The sequence below is a fragment of the Leifsonia naganoensis genome (assembly GCF_013410615.1).
GTDB classification, from domain to species: Bacteria; Actinomycetota; Actinomycetes; order Actinomycetales; family Microbacteriaceae; genus Leifsonia; species Leifsonia aquatica.
In genome coordinates, this window is sequence record NZ_JACCHJ010000001.1 from 1880995 (window position 1) to 1896562 (window position 15568).

General features: G+C 70.5%; 18 protein-coding genes. 11 read left to right on the plus strand and 7 right to left on the minus strand.

Annotated features, from left to right (window positions below; genetic code table 11):
- Positions 1-216 precede the first annotated feature (216 nt).
- From HNR14_RS09135 to HNR14_RS09145, 3 genes are all read left to right on the plus strand, one after another.
- Positions 217-534: a DUF7882 family protein gene (locus HNR14_RS09135; RefSeq protein WP_021760412.1), complete on the plus strand. Its 318-nt coding sequence runs from the start codon at positions 217-219 to the stop codon at positions 532-534.
- A gap of 20 nt (positions 535-554) precedes the next feature.
- The gene (locus HNR14_RS09140; RefSeq protein ID WP_179700779.1) at positions 555-719 is read left to right on the plus strand and encodes a hypothetical protein; all 165 of its coding nucleotides are present in this window, start codon (positions 555-557) and stop codon (positions 717-719) included.
- Positions 720-955: 236 nt separating this feature from the next.
- The gene (locus tag HNR14_RS09145; protein WP_179700780.1) at positions 956-3310 is read left to right on the plus strand and encodes a M1 family metallopeptidase; all 2355 of its coding nucleotides are present in this window, start codon (positions 956-958) and stop codon (positions 3308-3310) included.
- Positions 3311-3376: 66 nt separating this feature from the next.
- Here HNR14_RS09145 and HNR14_RS09150 read toward each other — a convergent pair whose 3' ends face one another.
- Entirely contained in the window at positions 3377-3811 is a 435-nt protein-coding gene (locus HNR14_RS09150; RefSeq protein ID WP_179700781.1) for a tautomerase family protein, read from the minus strand.
- Between the two features lie 95 nt (positions 3812-3906).
- Between HNR14_RS09150 and HNR14_RS09155 the strand changes: the two genes are divergently transcribed.
- From HNR14_RS09155 to HNR14_RS09165, 3 genes are all read left to right on the plus strand, one after another.
- Entirely contained in the window at positions 3907-4485 is a 579-nt protein-coding gene (locus tag HNR14_RS09155; RefSeq protein ID WP_179700782.1) for an LmrA/YxaF family transcription factor, read from the plus strand.
- 73 nt (positions 4486-4558) lie between these two features.
- Positions 4559-4819 (plus strand): SAP domain-containing protein, encoded by a 261-nt coding sequence (locus HNR14_RS09160; RefSeq protein WP_179700783.1) that lies wholly within the window; start codon positions 4559-4561, stop codon positions 4817-4819.
- A gap of 58 nt (positions 4820-4877) precedes the next feature.
- A complete protein-coding gene (locus HNR14_RS09165) occupies positions 4878-5732 on the plus strand; it encodes a hypothetical protein (RefSeq protein WP_179700784.1) in 855 nt (284 codons plus the stop codon).
- Positions 5733-5810: 78 nt separating this feature from the next.
- Here the strand turns inward: HNR14_RS09165 and HNR14_RS20840 are convergent, their stop codons facing one another.
- The 3 genes from HNR14_RS20840 to HNR14_RS09180 are packed head-to-tail and all read right to left on the minus strand — an operon-like array spanning position 5811 to position 8409.
- On the minus strand, positions 5811-6539 hold the full coding sequence (locus HNR14_RS20840) for a hypothetical protein (RefSeq protein ID WP_246311550.1): 729 nt from the start codon (positions 6537-6539) through the stop codon (positions 5811-5813).
- Between the two features lie 33 nt (positions 6540-6572).
- Positions 6573-8114, minus strand: coding sequence for an FAD-dependent oxidoreductase (locus HNR14_RS09175; RefSeq protein ID WP_179700785.1), 1542 nt, complete (start codon positions 8112-8114; stop codon positions 6573-6575).
- Positions 8115-8130: 16 nt separating this feature from the next.
- Positions 8131-8409, minus strand: coding sequence for a hypothetical protein (locus tag HNR14_RS09180; RefSeq protein ID WP_021763848.1), 279 nt, complete (start codon positions 8407-8409; stop codon positions 8131-8133).
- 165 nt (positions 8410-8574) lie between these two features.
- Here HNR14_RS09180 and HNR14_RS09185 point away from each other — a divergent pair, with 165 nt between their 5' ends.
- Together HNR14_RS09185 and HNR14_RS09190 are read left to right on the plus strand one after the other, a co-directional pair.
- Entirely contained in the window at positions 8575-9186 is a 612-nt protein-coding gene (locus tag HNR14_RS09185) for a flavodoxin family protein (RefSeq protein WP_179700786.1), read from the plus strand.
- A 23-nt stretch (positions 9187-9209) separates the two neighbouring features.
- Positions 9210-10016, plus strand: a complete 807-nt coding sequence (locus HNR14_RS09190) for a putative protein N(5)-glutamine methyltransferase (RefSeq protein ID WP_343064445.1) — start codon at positions 9210-9212, stop codon at positions 10014-10016.
- Here HNR14_RS09190 and HNR14_RS09195 read toward each other — a convergent pair.
- The gene (locus tag HNR14_RS09195; RefSeq protein WP_179700787.1) at positions 9988-10980 is read right to left on the minus strand and encodes a CPBP family intramembrane glutamic endopeptidase; all 993 of its coding nucleotides are present in this window, start codon (positions 10978-10980) and stop codon (positions 9988-9990) included. The two genes, HNR14_RS09190 and HNR14_RS09195, sit on opposite strands and share 29 nt — an antisense overlap.
- The gene (locus HNR14_RS09200; RefSeq protein ID WP_218875002.1) at positions 10977-11609 is read right to left on the minus strand and encodes a DUF3887 domain-containing protein; all 633 of its coding nucleotides are present in this window, start codon (positions 11607-11609) and stop codon (positions 10977-10979) included. Before HNR14_RS09200 ends, HNR14_RS09195 begins: the two co-directional genes overlap by 4 nt.
- A 74-nt stretch (positions 11610-11683) precedes the next feature.
- Between HNR14_RS09200 and HNR14_RS09205 the strand changes: the two genes are divergently transcribed.
- From HNR14_RS09205 to HNR14_RS09215, 3 genes are all read left to right on the plus strand, one after another.
- The gene (locus HNR14_RS09205) at positions 11684-12526 is read left to right on the plus strand and encodes a TspO/MBR family protein (protein WP_179700788.1); all 843 of its coding nucleotides are present in this window, start codon (positions 11684-11686) and stop codon (positions 12524-12526) included.
- Between the two features lie 159 nt (positions 12527-12685).
- The gene (locus HNR14_RS09210; protein WP_343064446.1) at positions 12686-14083 is read left to right on the plus strand and encodes an APC family permease; all 1398 of its coding nucleotides are present in this window, start codon (positions 12686-12688) and stop codon (positions 14081-14083) included.
- A 212-nt stretch (positions 14084-14295) separates the two neighbouring features.
- Complete coding sequence (locus HNR14_RS09215; RefSeq protein ID WP_179700789.1) at positions 14296-14691, plus strand: hypothetical protein; 396 nt, start codon at positions 14296-14298, stop codon at positions 14689-14691.
- Positions 14692-14723: 32 nt separating this feature from the next.
- On the opposite strand, the gene HNR14_RS09220 is transcribed toward HNR14_RS09215, so the two are convergent.
- Positions 14724-15404, minus strand: coding sequence for a hypothetical protein (locus tag HNR14_RS09220; protein WP_179700790.1), 681 nt, complete (start codon positions 15402-15404; stop codon positions 14724-14726).
- Positions 15405-15568 lie beyond the last annotated feature (164 nt).

Below are 15568 nucleotides of genomic sequence, written 5' to 3' on the forward strand. Positions count from 1 at the left end.
GGCGCTCCTCGTCGAGTCGTCGTCGGCGGCCCCGATCGGCGACCGCGGCCCCAGGCTGCGAGACTAAAGCGCATTAGTCAAGACATGCTCGACTTTGTATGCCGGTATTCGCATGCGACCGACGACGACCGGCGCGCGACCACGCTTTCCGCATCCTGTCAATCCCCCTGACAACGACGGACGACTGTGGTCACGGTAGGGCACACTAAGACCATCATGGGAAAACTCGTCTACGGTGCAGGTCAGGAATACGACCTGGATGACCGCGTGCTGAGCCACGTCAAGCTCGCGGTCGTCGCAAAACTCCGGAGGCACGAGAGCTTTCTCCTGAACTGGGATGTGCCCGTCGAGCAGGGCTCCGGCCGCATCTCCCTCTGGATCAGCCGCGAGGTCCCGCTGGCGTTCCAGTTCAGCGGCAGTCGCCCGCCGGCGATCAATTCGCAGTGGCTGGAGGCGCTCATGCACACGTCCCAGCGCACCGGCGGCATGGTCGTCATGTCCGAGGACCAGCTCGAAGCGCACCTGCCCGACTGACCGGCGCGCGACCGATGAGTATGCGTCCCTGGATTCTCTGGGTGGTCGGCGCCTGCGGCCTCGTCTTCATCGGCGGCATCTTCGGCCAGCTCGTGGTGCCGTCGTCCGTCCTCATCTGGGTGGGGCTGCCCTTCGGCCTGATCGGTGCGCTCCTCGCGCGGGCGTACGTGATGTCCCGCCGCTGAGCGGACCAGGTGCAGCGGCCCGGCGGTCGCGCCGACTCCTTCGTGAGAAAAGACTCACGTTAGAAACAAACGTCCGTTATGGTGTGATTCACCGAATGTTCACGCGCACATGCAACACCCGTGCGTGAAAGCGAGATTGCTCGCAATGAAACTCCGCCACAAGCGCTCTGCACCTCTGCCATACCTGCGCGCTCGCCGAACGTGCAGTCGGACGAAGCATCCCTGGAGGATCACCGTTGGAACCCCGGAACACCTCACCTCGCCGACGGCTGGCGCGCCCGCTCGCTGTCGTCCTCGCCGCCGCTCTGATCGGCGCGAGCCAGATCGCGCTCAGCACCCCGGCCGTCGCCGCTGACGGCACGCCCGGCGCGACGACGATCGGAGACTCGCTCTTCCGCGGCATCGGCAACGGCGGCTACGACGTCAAGCACTACGACGTCGCGCTCGCGTTCAACGCCGACAAGACGATCACCGCCACGACGGTGATCACCGCCACGGCCACCCAGGCGCTCTCCTCGTTCTCGCTCGACTTCGAGGGGCTGACCGTCTCGTCGGTGCTCGTCAACGGGACCCCTGCGACGTTCAGCAGGACGAGCGATCCGAGCATCACGTCGTACAAGCTCGTCGTCACGCCGGCGGCGACGATCACGGGAGACTTCACCGTCGCTGTCGCCTATGCGGGCACGCCGGTCACCCACGTGGACCCTGACGGATCGAGCGAAGGATGGGTTTCCACCTCCGACGGCGCGACCGCGCTCGGCCAGCCCGTCGGCAACATGACCTGGTTGCCCAGCAACAACACCCCCGCCGATAAGGCGACCTACGACATCACGATCGACGCCCCCACGACGATCGACGGCGTCTCCGCCGCTGCCGTCAGCAACGGTGAGCTGGTCGCCAGAACGCCCAACGGCGACGGCACCCGAACGTCGTGGCACTGGCGGCAGACCCGTCCCATGGCCACCGAGCTGGCGATGATCACCATCGGCAAGTACCTCGTCTACGAGTCGGACATCCCGCTCACGGTGAGCGGGCGGACCATCCACGAGTGGACCTTCGTCGACCCGGCGGTCACCACGGCGAACCAGGCGACGATCCAGACACGGCGTGCCGCGCTCCCCGAGATCCTCAACTACCTCGAGTCGAAGTACGGCGCCTACCCGGGCGGTAGCACCGGCTTCGTGGTCGACATCACCACCCTCGGCTACGCCCTGGAAACTCAGGACCGCCCCTACTTCGAGCGATCGGTCTCGTTGAGCACCTTCATCCACGAGCTCGCGCACCAGTGGTTCGGCGACTCGGTGACGCCCGCCGACTGGAACAGCATCTGGCTGAACGAGGGTCCCGCCACCTTCATCCCCACCCAGTACAACCAGGACCACGGCAGCGCCGCCACGACGGCCTCGTCGCTGTTCAACACCTGGAACACCACGGCGTCGACGAGCGCGCGCTGGACGATCCCCTCCGCGGCGATGACCGACCCGGCCGATCTCTTCGACTGGCAGGTCTACACCCGCGGCGCGATGACGCTGGAGGCGCTGCGCCAGTCCGTCGGACAGACGACGTTCGACGCCATCATGAAGACCTGGGTCCAGCGCTACGCCGGTCAGAGCAAGACGACCGAGGACTTCATCGCCCTCGCCGAAGAGCTCTCGGGTCGCGATCTGGGCGCCTTCTTCCAGGACTGGCTGTACGACGCCGACAAGCCCGCCTGGCCGTCGACCTGGACGCTCGGCCTCGCCTCCGACCCGGTGGACGGTGAGGTCGCACCCGAGCAGGAGATCAGCTACACGCTGACCGCGACCAACACCGGCCAGATCGCGCTGATCGGTGCGACCGCGACGGTCGACCTCGCCGACGTGCTCGACGACGCGACGATCGACACGTCGTCCCTCCCGGCCGGGCTTTCGCTGAGCGGCACGACGCTCACCTGGAGCGTCCCCGACACCGCCACCGGCGGAACGGCGACGGTCACCTTCACCGCCGTGGTCGCGAAGACCTCCTCGGGCGGCACCCTCGCGGCGACGGCCGCGGCCGGTGCGCTCGGCGCGACGTGCGCGACGTGCGCCTCGACTCTCACCACGCCGGTCATCCCGGGTCCGGACCCGATCACCGAGGCCGACCTGACCGACGCGACCCGCGGCCCGGTGCGCCTGCCGGCGACCGCCGTCCCGGGCGGCCTGGTGCACGTGACCCTCCTGGGCGGAGTCAACGAGGGCGAGACGGTCACCCCGGTGCTCTTCTCGACCCCGCGCCCGCTCGTCGCGGCCGTCGTCGACGGCGGAGCCTTCAGCGTCACGATCCCGGCGGACGCGGCGCTGGGCGCGCACAAGCTGGCGATCGTCGACGCGCAGGGCGTCCTGATCGGTTGGGGTGCACTGACGCTCGTCTCCGCACCGGGCGCGACGGACCCGGAGACGGGGCCGGCAGGCACGGGCGCCGACGCGCTCGCCAGCACGGGATCGTCGGTGACGCTGCCGTTCGGCATCGCCTCCGGTGTGCTCCTGGCAGGCCTCGCCGCGCTCCTGCTCGCCGCATGGCGCCGCCGCACGGCGACCCGAACCGTGACCGAGGGCTCGTCGCAGGAGTAGCCTTCGCTCGCGTACAGAGGGCCGCCCGGTCGAACGACCGGGCGGCCCTTCGTCTCCGTATGCGGGTCAGCTGCCCGCGGCAGCCGCAGCCGCCGCCTTCGCGAGCGCGGTGAACTCCTCCACGCCGAACGCGGTGCCCTGGATGCCCCAGCCGCCCTCGGCCGCCTCGGTGAGGATGACCCAGGTGCGCACATCGCTGCCGGCGGCCGCGCGGACGATGTCGGTCGCCTCCCGGGTGATGGTGCGCTGGCCCTCGCGGTCCAGGGAGCCGGGCGGGGTCACGATCTGCACGCGCACGATCGGGGCCGAGGGCGTCGCCGCGGTGCCGAGGGCGGTCGGCGGGAGGCGGTGGATGAACGCCGCCGTGTTGTCCAGGTGGAACGCGCCGGGCTGGGCGACGCCCTCCGCGCGGAGAACGGCGTGGGTGAGCTCGTCGACGAGTCGCTCGTCCGCGTCGGCGGGGAAGAGAGTGGTGGGGGCGTAGACGTCGATCATGGGCATGGTGACTGCTCCTGTCAAAACTATGATGGTGTGCATAGACGGTAGATTATGACGGTCGTCATAGTCAAGGCCTCCCGTCGGAATGGAGCACGCCCGTGACCGCAGACGTCCGTTCGCGCATGGTCGACGGCGCCATCCGGCTGCTCGCGACCCGCGGCCTCGCCGGGACCTCGTTCTCGGAGGTGCTGGAGGTGACGGGAGCTCCGCGCGGCTCGATCTACCACCACTTCCCCGGCGGCAAGGACGAGCTCATCGCCGCCGCGGTCGACCGCTCGGCCGAGAACGCGGTCACCCTGCTCGACCAGCGCGCGGGGGAGCCGGCCGACCGGGTCGCCGAGCTGTTCCTCGACGCGTGGCGACTGCTCCTGACGCGCTCCGGGTTCGAGGCGGGTTGCGCGCTGGTCGCGGTGACGGTGGACGCCGACACCGAGGTGTTGCGCGAGCGCGCCGCGGCGGCCTTCACCGTGTGGCGCGGTCATCTCGCCGAGCTCCTGGCGCGGGGCGGCCTCCCGCCCGAGGCGGCGCAGCGCACGGCGACCCTGCTGCTCGCGGCAGCGGAGGGTGGCGTGATCCTCAGCCGCGCGACGCACGACCTCGAGCCGTTCGACACCGTCGCTGCTGCGCTTCTCGATCAGGTACGGGCCGGCCTGACCCCCAGGACACCGACCCCCTGACGAGCACGACGCCGCGGGGTACCGTGCGCCACAGATCCACTCATGGAGACCGGATGCACGAAAGGAGCGCATCATGCCGGGACAGCCCCAGCTGAAGGACGAGAAGCTGTACGAGAAGCTGCGCGACGAGGGCGACTCGAAGGAGAAGGCGGCGCGGATCTCGAACGCCGCCGCCGCTCGTGGGCGCTCGTCGGTCGGCCGCACGGGCGGCGAGTCGGGATCGTACGACGACTGGACCGTGCCCGAGCTCAAGAAGCGGGCGAAGGAGCTCGGCCTCAGCGGCTACTCGAAGAAGAACAAGGCGGCGCTGATCGAGGAGCTCCGCAACCACTGAGCCGCCGGCTGAGGGCGCACCGCGGGCCGCGGGCGCACAGCGCGCGTATGCTCGCGGCATGGATCTGCGGGAGGTCGCCGGCGAGCTCTACGCCGCTGCGCCCGCCGAGTTCGTCGAACGCCGGAGCGCGGCCGCCGCCGGAGCCGACCGCGACCTGGCGAAGGAGATCCGCGCGTTCCGCAAGCCGACCGCCTCCGCGGCGGCGATCAACGCGCTGGTGCGCGAGCATCCCGACACCGTCGAGGACGTGCTCGAGATCGGCGACCGGATGCGGGCCGCCTTCGCCGACCGCGACCGGGCGGCGATCCGCGAGCTGACCCGGGACCGTCAGCGGCTGCTCCAGAAGGCGACCCGCGGCCTCGGCCTGAGTGCAGCGGTCGAGCGCGAGGTCGAGGAGACGCTGCAGGCAGCGGTCGTCGATCCGGCGGCCGCCGCAGCAGTACGCAGCGGGATGCTGCTGCGGGCGCTCGAGTCCACCGGCGTCGACCAGGTGGACGTCTCGGACGCCGTCGCGCTGCCGGTGGACGTGGACGCGCCGCCGCCCGAGCGGCCCGCACGAACACGGAAAGCCGCAGACGAGACGCCCGACGTGCCCGAGCGCGAGAGCGCGAGCGAGCGCCGCGAACGGCAGCGACGCCTCCGCACCGCCGAGAAGGCGGTGGAGCGGGCGCGCGCCGAGACGGACGGCCTCGACGACGAACTCGACACCGAGGTCGACCGCCGCAGCGACCTGGAGGCCGAACGAGACACCCTCCAGCGCCGGCTCGAACGCACGACCGAGGAGCTCGCGGAGTCGCGCGCGACGGAACGCGACCTGCGCAAACGCATCTCGGCGGCGCACTCCGCCCTCCGCGCCGCCGAACGCGATCTGCGCGCGGCGCAGGATGAGGACGCCCGACGCAGCAGCCCCTGAACCGCGAAGGCCGGGAACCACGAGGGCGAAACCACGAAGGGCCGCGGCGGATGCCACGGCCCTTCGATGGGGAACGGATCAGGCGCGGGGCGCCTTGGCCGCCTTGACAGCGGCGAAGTAGTCGCTCGAGGGGCGCAGCCAGAGCAGGACCACTCCGATGATCGACAGGACGACCTGGAGGGCGCCGACGCCGAAGCTCGTCAGGATGTTCAGCAACGAGAGCGCCGTGAGGATCGTCAGGACGATCCGGGCCCAGCCGGCGCCGCGGCGGGCGAAGAACGCGAACAGCACGAAGACGACCGCCCAGAAGATCAGGGTGACGATGGTCCAGATCGTGACGGCCGCGATGGTGGCGTCGATGACCTGGTTCGCATCCAGGCCGCGCAGGTCGGTGCCGTTGCGCTGGAGGGTGTCGAGCGCCTCCTGACGCGTGCTGCCGATCGACACGATCGTGATGATGCCGCTGATGACGCTGACGACCGCCGAGGCGATGAACAGCCAGAACGCCGTGTTGACGGTGCTCGGCGGCGCGCTCGGGGCGACGGCCGGAGCACCCGGTGTCGCACCGTATGCCGGGAAGGCGGGCGGTGCCGGCGGGAGGTCGGCGGCGGGGGCTGCGGGCGCGGCCGGAGCGGCCGGCGGCGCGGGGGGCTCGACCGGGGCCGCGGGCGGCTCGGGCGATGCGGCCGGTGCGGCGTCCGGAACCGGCGGAGCCGGGGGGACGGGCGGGACCGGTGGGGCGGCGTCCGACCCGGCGGGGGCGCCGGCCGGCTCGTGCGGCGTGTTCTCGTCGTTCGGAATTGTCATGCCGCGACCCTACTGCGGGATGGACAGGTCTGACTAGCCTTCCACGCGGGTCGCCGGATCCTCGCCCTCGTCCGCGTGGGCCAGCGGAGACGGCACCGGGGCGAGCGGCTCGGTGGCCGGACCCTCGAGCACGGAGCCGTCGGGGGCGAAGCGGGAGCCGTGCAGTGGGCAGTCCCAGGAGAGCTCGGCGTCGTTCCAGCGCACGACTCCGCCGAGGTGTGGGCAGACCGCGGCGACGGCGCAGGTGACCCCGTCGACGGTCGAGATCCCGGCGGGCGCCAGGCCGTGCCGGACGACTCTTCCATTCCCCTCCGGAGGCGCGGGGACGTCGGCGAGCTCGGGGGCGGTGGCGGCGCCCGTCCAGCCTGCCGCGGCGGAGGCACCGACGGACGCGTTCATCGCGACGCCCTCGGCGAGGTCGCCCGGGCGCGTCACCCGGTGGTGGAGCACGCGCGCCCACTCGAGCGTCTCGCCGGTGAGGTCGGCCGCCAGGCTGAGCGCGGCCGCGACGGCGTTCGTCATGCCCCACTTGGCGTAGCCGGTGGCGAGGAAGACGCGGCCGCGCCCGCGAGGCAACCAGCCGACGAACGGCACGTGGTTCGCGGAGCGGTAGTCCTGCGCCGCCCACCACTGCGTGCGCTCGGCGCCCGGGAACCGCTCCTCGGCCCACGCCGTGAGCTCCGCGAGCCGCTGCGCGGGGGAGTCCGCGCGGCCGACGGGATGACCGTTGCCGCCGACCAGCAACACGTCGCCCTGGGCGTCGGCCGCCTGGCGCAGGGAACGCGCCGGCGTCTCGGCCGAGAGGTACATCGCCTGCGGGATGTCGCCGGGCACCCGGAAGGCGGCGACGTACGAACGTTCGGCGGCGGTCTTCGCGAAGTAGAGGCCACGGTCCAAGATGGGCGTGCCCGTCGCGAGCACCACCTGGTCCGCCTGCGTGCGGCCCGAGGTGCTGGTGATGACGGCCGGCGCGGAGGCCGAGATGGCCGTGACGCGCTCGCCCTCGACGACGCGACCGCCGAGGCGGCGGAGCTCGGCCGTGAGCGCGGCGAGCACGAGCATCGGGTGCACCTGCGCCTGCCCGCCGAGCGTCAGCGCGCCCTCCACCGCGAACGGCAGCTCGGGCGCGCTCGGCGTCCGGCCGGCGGGCAGCCCGGCCGCTTGCAGTGCCGCGAGTTCGGCCTCCAACCGGTCGACGCCATCGGCGCTGGTCGCGTACGTCACGGCGTCGCGCATCTCATACGGGACGCCCTGCGCGTCGAGGAAGTCGAGCAGCCACCCCTGACCGGCGGTGTTCCCGTCGACGTAGGCGCAGAGCACGCGGTCGGAGGTGCGGCGGCGGATGCCCGCGAGGGTCGTGCCCTGCAGCAGGCTCACCTTTCCGGTCGTGTTGCCGGTCGTGACGGCGCCGACGGTGAGCGCCTCGAGCACCGCGACGCGGCCTCCCGATCGCGCCAGCATGACAGCGGTCGCGAGTCCCGTGAGCCCGGCCCCCACCACGACCGTGTCGTAGCGGCCGTCCCACTCGAACGGATCGGTGGGGATGGCCGGGGACGTCTCGAGCCAGAGGGACATCGTCAGACCCGGGGCATCAGGAGAGGGAGTCGAAGTCGAACCAGAAGGCGTCGTCCTCGTCCTCGCCGGAGGCGTGATCGGCGGCGGTCTCGCGCGGGATGGTCGCCGTCTCGATGCGCACGCGCGTCTGACACGTCACGAACAACTCGGTCGGCGGGCGGCTCGACTGGGTGATGGCGACGAAGTCACCGTCGCTCCGGCTCGCCTGCACGACCCGCTCTTTGAGCTCGTCGACCGGCGCGCGGTCAACGAACGTGAAGCGGAGGTCGTCGATGTAGACGTGGAACACCTGCATGCCTCTCCCGCTCGCTTTCCGTCTCTCGTCGGATAGGGTCCCGGCCGATAGTACGCGGCGTGGGATGTTTCGCCAGTGCAGTTCTGCATCATCACCGATCGTCCATCCCGGGTGGGGCTGTCAAGCGGGTTGCGCGCGGGTCGTCCAGAGGGTTGCGTGCAGGGTATGACCGATCGCACACGACCCCTGTCCGCCCTGGCCCTCGTCTGCACGCTCAAGCCGTCCCCGGCGGAGTCGAGCAGTCAGCTCCTCGCCACCCAGCTCCTCGACGAGCTCACCACGCACGGCGTCACCGGCACCGCCGTGCGCATGGCCGACTACGACATCAAGCCCGGCGTCTCGCTCGACGAGGGCGACGGCGACCAGTGGCCGCAGATCCGGGAGCAGGTCATCGCCTCCGACATTCTGGTGATCGTCACCCCGACGTGGATGGGGCACCTCTCGTCGATCGCCCAGCGCGTGCTGGAGCGCCTGGACGCCGAGCTCTCGGAGACCGACGCCGACGGGCGCCCGCTCGTGGAGGGCAAGGTCGCGATCGTCGGCGTCGTGGGCAACGAGGACGGCGCGCACGCCATCATCGCCGATCTCTTCCAGGGGCTGAACGACGTGGGCTTCACCATCCCGTCGCAGGGGGCGACCTATTGGAACGGGGAGGCGATGCAGACCGTGGACTACAAGGACCTCGACCAGACGCCCGAGAGCACGGCCAGCACGAACGCGAGCGTGGCGAAGAACGCTGCGCACATCGCCCGGCTGCTGGCGTCGACGCCGTACTGAGCCGCCGCAGCTAGCATGACGGGGTGATCGCCCCCTCCACCACGCCCGAGCCCGACCCCGCGCTCGTCGCGCGCCTCCGGGCCGCGGGCTGCGTCTTCGCGGAGGACGAGGCGGCGCTGCTGACGGAGGCCGCCGCCGGCTCGGAGGTGGAGCTGGAACGGCTGGCCGCCCGCCGTGTCGCCGGCGAACCGCTCGAACCGCTGCTCGGCTGGGCCGAGTTCGCCGGGATGCGGCTGCGGGTCGAGCCGGGCGTCTTCGTCCCCCGCCACCGCACCGAACTGCTGGCCGAGCGGGCAGCGCAGGAGGCGGCGGGCCGGCCGGGCGCGACGGTGCTCGACCTGTGCTGCGGGGTCGGCGCCATCGGGGCGGTGGTCCTGCAGCGCGTAGCGGACGTGCACCTGTTCGCCGCGGACATCGAGCCGGCTGCGGTGCGATGCGCCCGCGCCAACCTGGAGCCGGACGGCCGAGTATTCGAGGGGGACCTCTTCTCGGCGCTGCCCGGCGCCCTGCGCGGGGGGTTGGACGTGATCGCGGTCAACGCGCCCTATGTGCCGACCCGCGAGATCATCAACATGCCTCCGGAGGCGCGCGACCACGAGCCCGCCGTCGCGCTCGACGGCGGTGGTGACGGCCTGGACGTGCACCGCCGGATCGCCGCGGAGGCTGCGGACTGGCTGGCGCCCGGGGGTGTGCTGCTCATCGAGGCGAGCGACGAGCAGGCACCCGTGAGCGCGGCGCTCTTCGAGGCGGCCGGGCTCGCCGCCGCCGTCGAGCAGGACGACGAGCGCGGCTCCACTCTCGTCATCGCGCGGGCAGCGGCGTCTTCCTGACCAGCGTGGGCTGACGGCGGAACTGGCCGCAGAGCACCAGCACGACCGCGATGACCGTGCACACGATCCACCCCGTCCAGCCGAGCGGGAGGAGCGCGAACGGCGAGGCGGGCGAGCCCGCGGCCAGCAGCAGCGCACCGATGCCCGCCGACGCGTTGAAGGCGCCGTGCGCGAAGACCGCGGGCCAGACCGAGCCGGAGCGCAGGCGCAGCCAGCCGATGAGTACTCCGTACGCCATGCATCCCACGGTCATGAGCAGCACGCCGAGCAGGTTCGGCTCGGCGAAGTTGTAGCCGAGCAGGATGAGCGGGCTGTGCCAGAGGCCCCACAGCATGCCGGTCAGGAGCAGGGCCGGCCACGTGCCGAGCGGGCGGAGGCTCGGGAGCAGCCACCCGCGCCAGCCGAGCTCCTCGCCGACCGTCGCGAATCCGTTGAACAGCGCGGCGAACGGGATCGTGAGCAGTTGCACGGCCACCAGCACACCGACCGGGACGGGCAGCTGCTGCTCCATGCCGGACGCCGCGAGCTGCGTGTGCAGCAGTTCGGCGAATCCCGAGAACCCGGTCAGGTCGAGCTGCACCGCGCCGACCGCCGCCGCCAGGAACACCGCCGCGACCGAGATCGCGATGGAGCCGAAGATGCCCGCGAGGGTCAGGCCGATGAGCCGCCACGCCGGGCGCAGCGGCCACATCCCGAGGTACTCCGGCACGGAGCGCGGCCGGGGCCGCTGCACCACGAAGACCGCGATCAGCGCGCCGATCGTGGGCGTGAACATCATCGCGATCAGGATGAGCGGAGCGAACGGATTGCGTAGACCGCCGTCGAGCCAGAGCGGCAGAGCCACCAGCCAGGCCAGCCCGAAGGCGACCACGATGTACGCGGCGACGGCGGGCCACGGCACGCGGGCCGGCCGGTCGGGGCGCACGGTCTCGTCCACGGGCGCCACCGGCGCCGCGGCGGTCATGCTGTGCCTCCCGAGGCGTCCTGAAGCTGGGCCGGGTCGAGGACGAACAGGCCGCCCACCCGGCGGTCGGGATGCAGCGAGACGCGCCCGATCATGTCGCCCGCCTCGAAGCGCAGCGGCACGTCCACGACCGTCAGGTCGCCGAGTCGGCGCGACGTCGCCTCGCCGGTGCCCTCGAACGCGCCGACCGCGCTCGCGACCTGCGCCCACACGGCGCCCAGTCCGGCGGAGTCCAGGGCGTCCGCCATCCGTTCGTCGAAGCGCGCCGTGACCGCGTCGTAGCGGGCGGCCGCCAGCTCGCCGAAGATCTCGGTCGCCAGCTCGGCGGCGCCGGTCAGAGGTGTCGTGTCCATGGGTTCTCCTGTCCGCGGATCCACGGGATGCCCGAAGCGCTGGAAGGCCGCCTGCCGGCTGGTGCCGAGCGTGCGGCCGATGTCCTGCCAGGTCGCACCGGCGTCGCGCGCGGCGTCGACCAGCGCGGCCAGGGCGGCGTCGGCGCGCTCGCGCACGGTCACCGCGCGGGCGACCAGGTCGAGCGCGTGCGCGCGGTCGGCGGTGCCGTCCGCGTGCTCGGTCATGCTCCGCACCGCGTCGGCGAGGGCGTCGACCGCATCCCGTTCTGCTGTCATCGTGTCAAGGTTACCTTGACACGTCCCAGCGCGCACCCTTTTCCGCACCGGGCCACCGGTCTACCGTGACGCGCATGAGCACTCTGACCGGGGATCCCGCCCGAACGGCGATCCGTCCCGACGCAGCCGACCGCGTGCGGCAGATCGTCGTCATCGCCTCGGCCGTCGCCGCCCTCGTGGGCGCTGTCGTCGGCTCGGGACTGGTCGGCGGCACGCCCATCCCCGAGGTCGCCGGCGGTGCGCTCAGCGCCGACGCGACCCTGCTCGCCCCCGCCGGTCCGGCGTTCGCCATCTGGTCGGTCATCTACGCCGGGCTCGTGCTGTACGCGATCTGGCAGGCCCTCCCGTCGCAGGCCGGCCGCGAACGGCAGCGCCGCGTCGGCTACTGGATGGTGGCCTCCCTGCTCCTGAACGCCGCGTGGATCCTGTCGGTGCAGGCCGGTCTCCTCGCGCTGAGCGTCGCCGTGATCGCGGCCCTCCTGGTCGTGCTGATCGTGACGTTCGCCCGGCTGCGGGCGTACCCGGGCGGCACGATGGCGGACGCCATCCTCTTCGACGGAACCACCGGCCTCTATCTCGGCTGGGTCATGGTCGCGACGGTCGCGAACGTCGCGGCCGGTCTGACGCAGGCCGGCTTCGACGGCTTCGGCTGGAGCCCGCACGCGTGGGGACTGGTCGTCGTCGCGGTGGTCGCGGTGGTGTGCTGCGCGCTCGCCGTCTGGGATCGCGGGCGGTTCGCGCCGGCGGTCGCCTCGGCGTGGGGCCTGGCGTGGGTCGGCGTCTCGCGGCTGGACGGGGCGCTGCCGTCCGCCCCCGTCGCTGTCGCGGCCTTCGCGGCGGCCGCACTCGTCCTGCTGGTCGCGGTCGCGGTCCGGGTGGCGGGGCGTTCGCATCCCTCCGGGCGCCCCCGACGCTGAGAATCCTCACAGGCGGAATCCGCCGCGGAATCGCCGAATCGCTGCGTTTTCGGTCGCAGACGGCCGATTTCGCAATGCGATCAGTCGAATCCGGATTCGACCTCCGTCGCCGGCCGTGCGTACGATGGCTCGTCTCGTCGACTGAGCGAAGGAGCTCGCGTGCCCGCCATCACCTCACCCACCTCGCTGCGCCGGTCCCTCGGGCTCTGGGCGATCGTCGGGCTCGGGCTGGGGTACATGACGCCGATGACCGTGTTCGACACGTTCGGCATCGTCACCGGCGAGACGAACGGCGTCGTGCCGTCGGCCTACCTGTTCGCCCTCGTCGCGATGGTGTTCACCGCCCTCAGCTACGGCCGCATGACGCGCGTCTACCCGTCGGCGGGGTCGGCGTACACCTACGCCTCCGAGACCATCCACCCCAACGTCGGCTTCCTGGTCGGCTGGTCGTCCCTCCTGGACTACCTGCTGCTGCCGCTGGTCAACGCGCTCATCGTGCGGCTGTACCTGGAGTCGTTCTTCCCGCAGGTCCCGGGATGGATCTGGGTGGTCGGCTACGTCGCCGCCATCACGGCCATGAACCTCTTCAGCATGTCGTCGACCTCGAAGCTCAACGGCGTGCTCGTCGCGTTCCAGATCGTGCTGATCGGCGTGTTCGTCGCCCTCACGTGGGCGGCACTGAACTCCGGGTCGGGAAACGGGACGGCCTTCAGCCTCACCCCGCTCTTCCATTCGGGCGTGCAGCTGACCGCCGTGATCGGCGGGGCGACGGTCGTGTGCTTCTCCTTCATCGGGTTCGACGCGATCACGATGTACACGGAGGAGGCGAAGGATGCGCGCACTGTGCCGCGCGCGATCGTGCTCGCGCTGCTGATCGGGGGCACGATCTTCTTCGTCGCCGCCTGGTTCGCGCAGTCGCGGTTCCCCACCATGGCCGGCTTCCACTTCACCGACGACACCCTGCCTGAGATCGCGCTCAAGACCGGCGGCATGCTCTTCCAGATCCTCTTCATCTCGGCGGCGGTCGCGGCGGCGGTGGCGTCGAGCCTCGCCTCGCACGCCAGCGTCTCGCGGATGATCTTCGTCATGGCGCGCAACGGCAGCGGTCGCCTCTCCCGCTTCCTCTCGTACGTGCACCCGCGTTTCCGCACTCCGTCGACGGCCGTGATCCTCGTCGGCGTGGTCTCGCTGCTCGCCGCCGCCTTCACCCTCGAGTTCGTCTCCTCGATGATCAACTTCGGAGCGCTCGTCGCCTTCACCGTGGTGAACGCGACGGTCATCATCCACTTCGCCTTCCGTCGCAAGGAGCGGCGCGGTGCGTCGCAGATCGTGCGCAACATCCTCCTCCCGGGCATCGGGATGGTGCTCACGGGCGTGCTGTGGGCCAACCTCCACCTCGACGCGCTGGAGTACGGGGTCGTCTGGCTGGCCATCGGCATCATCACCCTCCTCGTGCTGACCCGCGCCTTCCGCAAGCCGCTGCGCGTGAAGCTGGACGAGGACGGCGATGCCGCGATCATCACGCGCGAGGGCGCACCGGTGGACAGCGCGCGGTGAGGGCGGGCGTCGAGAGCGACAAGCGACGCAACGCGGCTGCCGCTTCGGGCGGAGTGGGTTCGGGGGCGCGTCGGTCGTCGACCATTCACGCCATTTTCGACCGGAACTGACCGTCCAGCGTCAGCGGGCCCGACCGGTCTGTGCGGGCACGGGAAGCTGACGCCCACGGCTGATTCCCGGCGTTCGGGCCGCAGTTGCTTAGAGTGGTGGCTATGTCCGAGATCGTTCGTGTGGTTGATCCGGTGTCTCAGGTCGAGCTCGTCGTTCCGTGGTTTGCGACGGCTGAGCGTGCGATTGCTCGGGCATCGTTGGATCGTGATGGGCGACTGAGGCGGATCCGCTTTTACCTGGACGGGACTAACCCGTGGCCGTTCTGGGAGGACGATGCTGAGAACTCGATGCCGACTCCCGATGATCTAGGGCTGAGCAGGCAGGTCACGCACGATCTCAGGGAGTGGTTCGAGTCGTGGAGTTCTCACGTTCGATACGACGGCACCCCGGTCGATGCGTCGTGGTTGGGGCCGTGGTCAGCGAGGGGGGACGTGCTTGTCGAGCGGGTTCAGGTCGAGGTGTGGGATTTCGCCGAAATCGTTTCTGAGTTCGGGTAGGGGGCGGCAGGTGCCGCCCCCTACCCGGGTGTCTAGCAGTAGGCGCGGTTTGACGGGAATGAAGTGATGAGGCGGTCGCTGTCTGAAGCCCACGCGACTTCGACCTGAAATTTGTAGCGGACGTTTCCGTTCGCGTCCTGTAAGTAGAACAGGTTGTTAGCGCACCACTTGTTGCTCACGGTGTCGCGCCGAATGTAGTCCGGGTAGAGAATCACGGCAGCTGATGCGCCGGACATCAAGTCATCCCAGGACTCCACCTTGACCGCGCTGGAATTCCAGCCCGCGGCTCTCGCCGCGTCGAGCTTGGTTTGCCACTGAGATTCCTTACCGTCGCGGATGTGCTTATAGCCCCATCCGGAGCGAGCGTCGCCTTCGCCGCACTTGAGTCGGACGTTCTTTCCGGCCCCGTCCCACCAGAACATGTAGTTGGCGAAGACGTCGTTTGCGTTGTTCAGCGAGTAGCAGCCGAACCATTGGTTCCAGTCGATTAGTCGGGTGGAAGGCTCTTGTTCTGGGGCCGCTTCGTTCAGTTCCAGTGCGTGCTCCTCGAGGAACGAGTCGGTGACCCGCACAGGCCGGTCGTTGACCACGGTGTACAGCCCAAGCTCCTCCTCAAACTGATTATCAGGTTCGGCTGCCGTTGCCGGAATGGCGGCGCCGATAACGAGGGAGCCTGCGGCGAGCAGGGTTATTAGCAAATTTCGAAAACGCATGTGTCTTCCTCACGGTCGCACCACTGCGACCATCGATTTACTCGCGCTCCGTGTCAGAGCTGACCAGTGAAACGGATCAATTTCTAATCTATCCGAATATATTTGGTACCCTAAATGAAGGATCGGTCGTCTCGGGGGAGACGCGGCACCTACGCGCGCAGGTC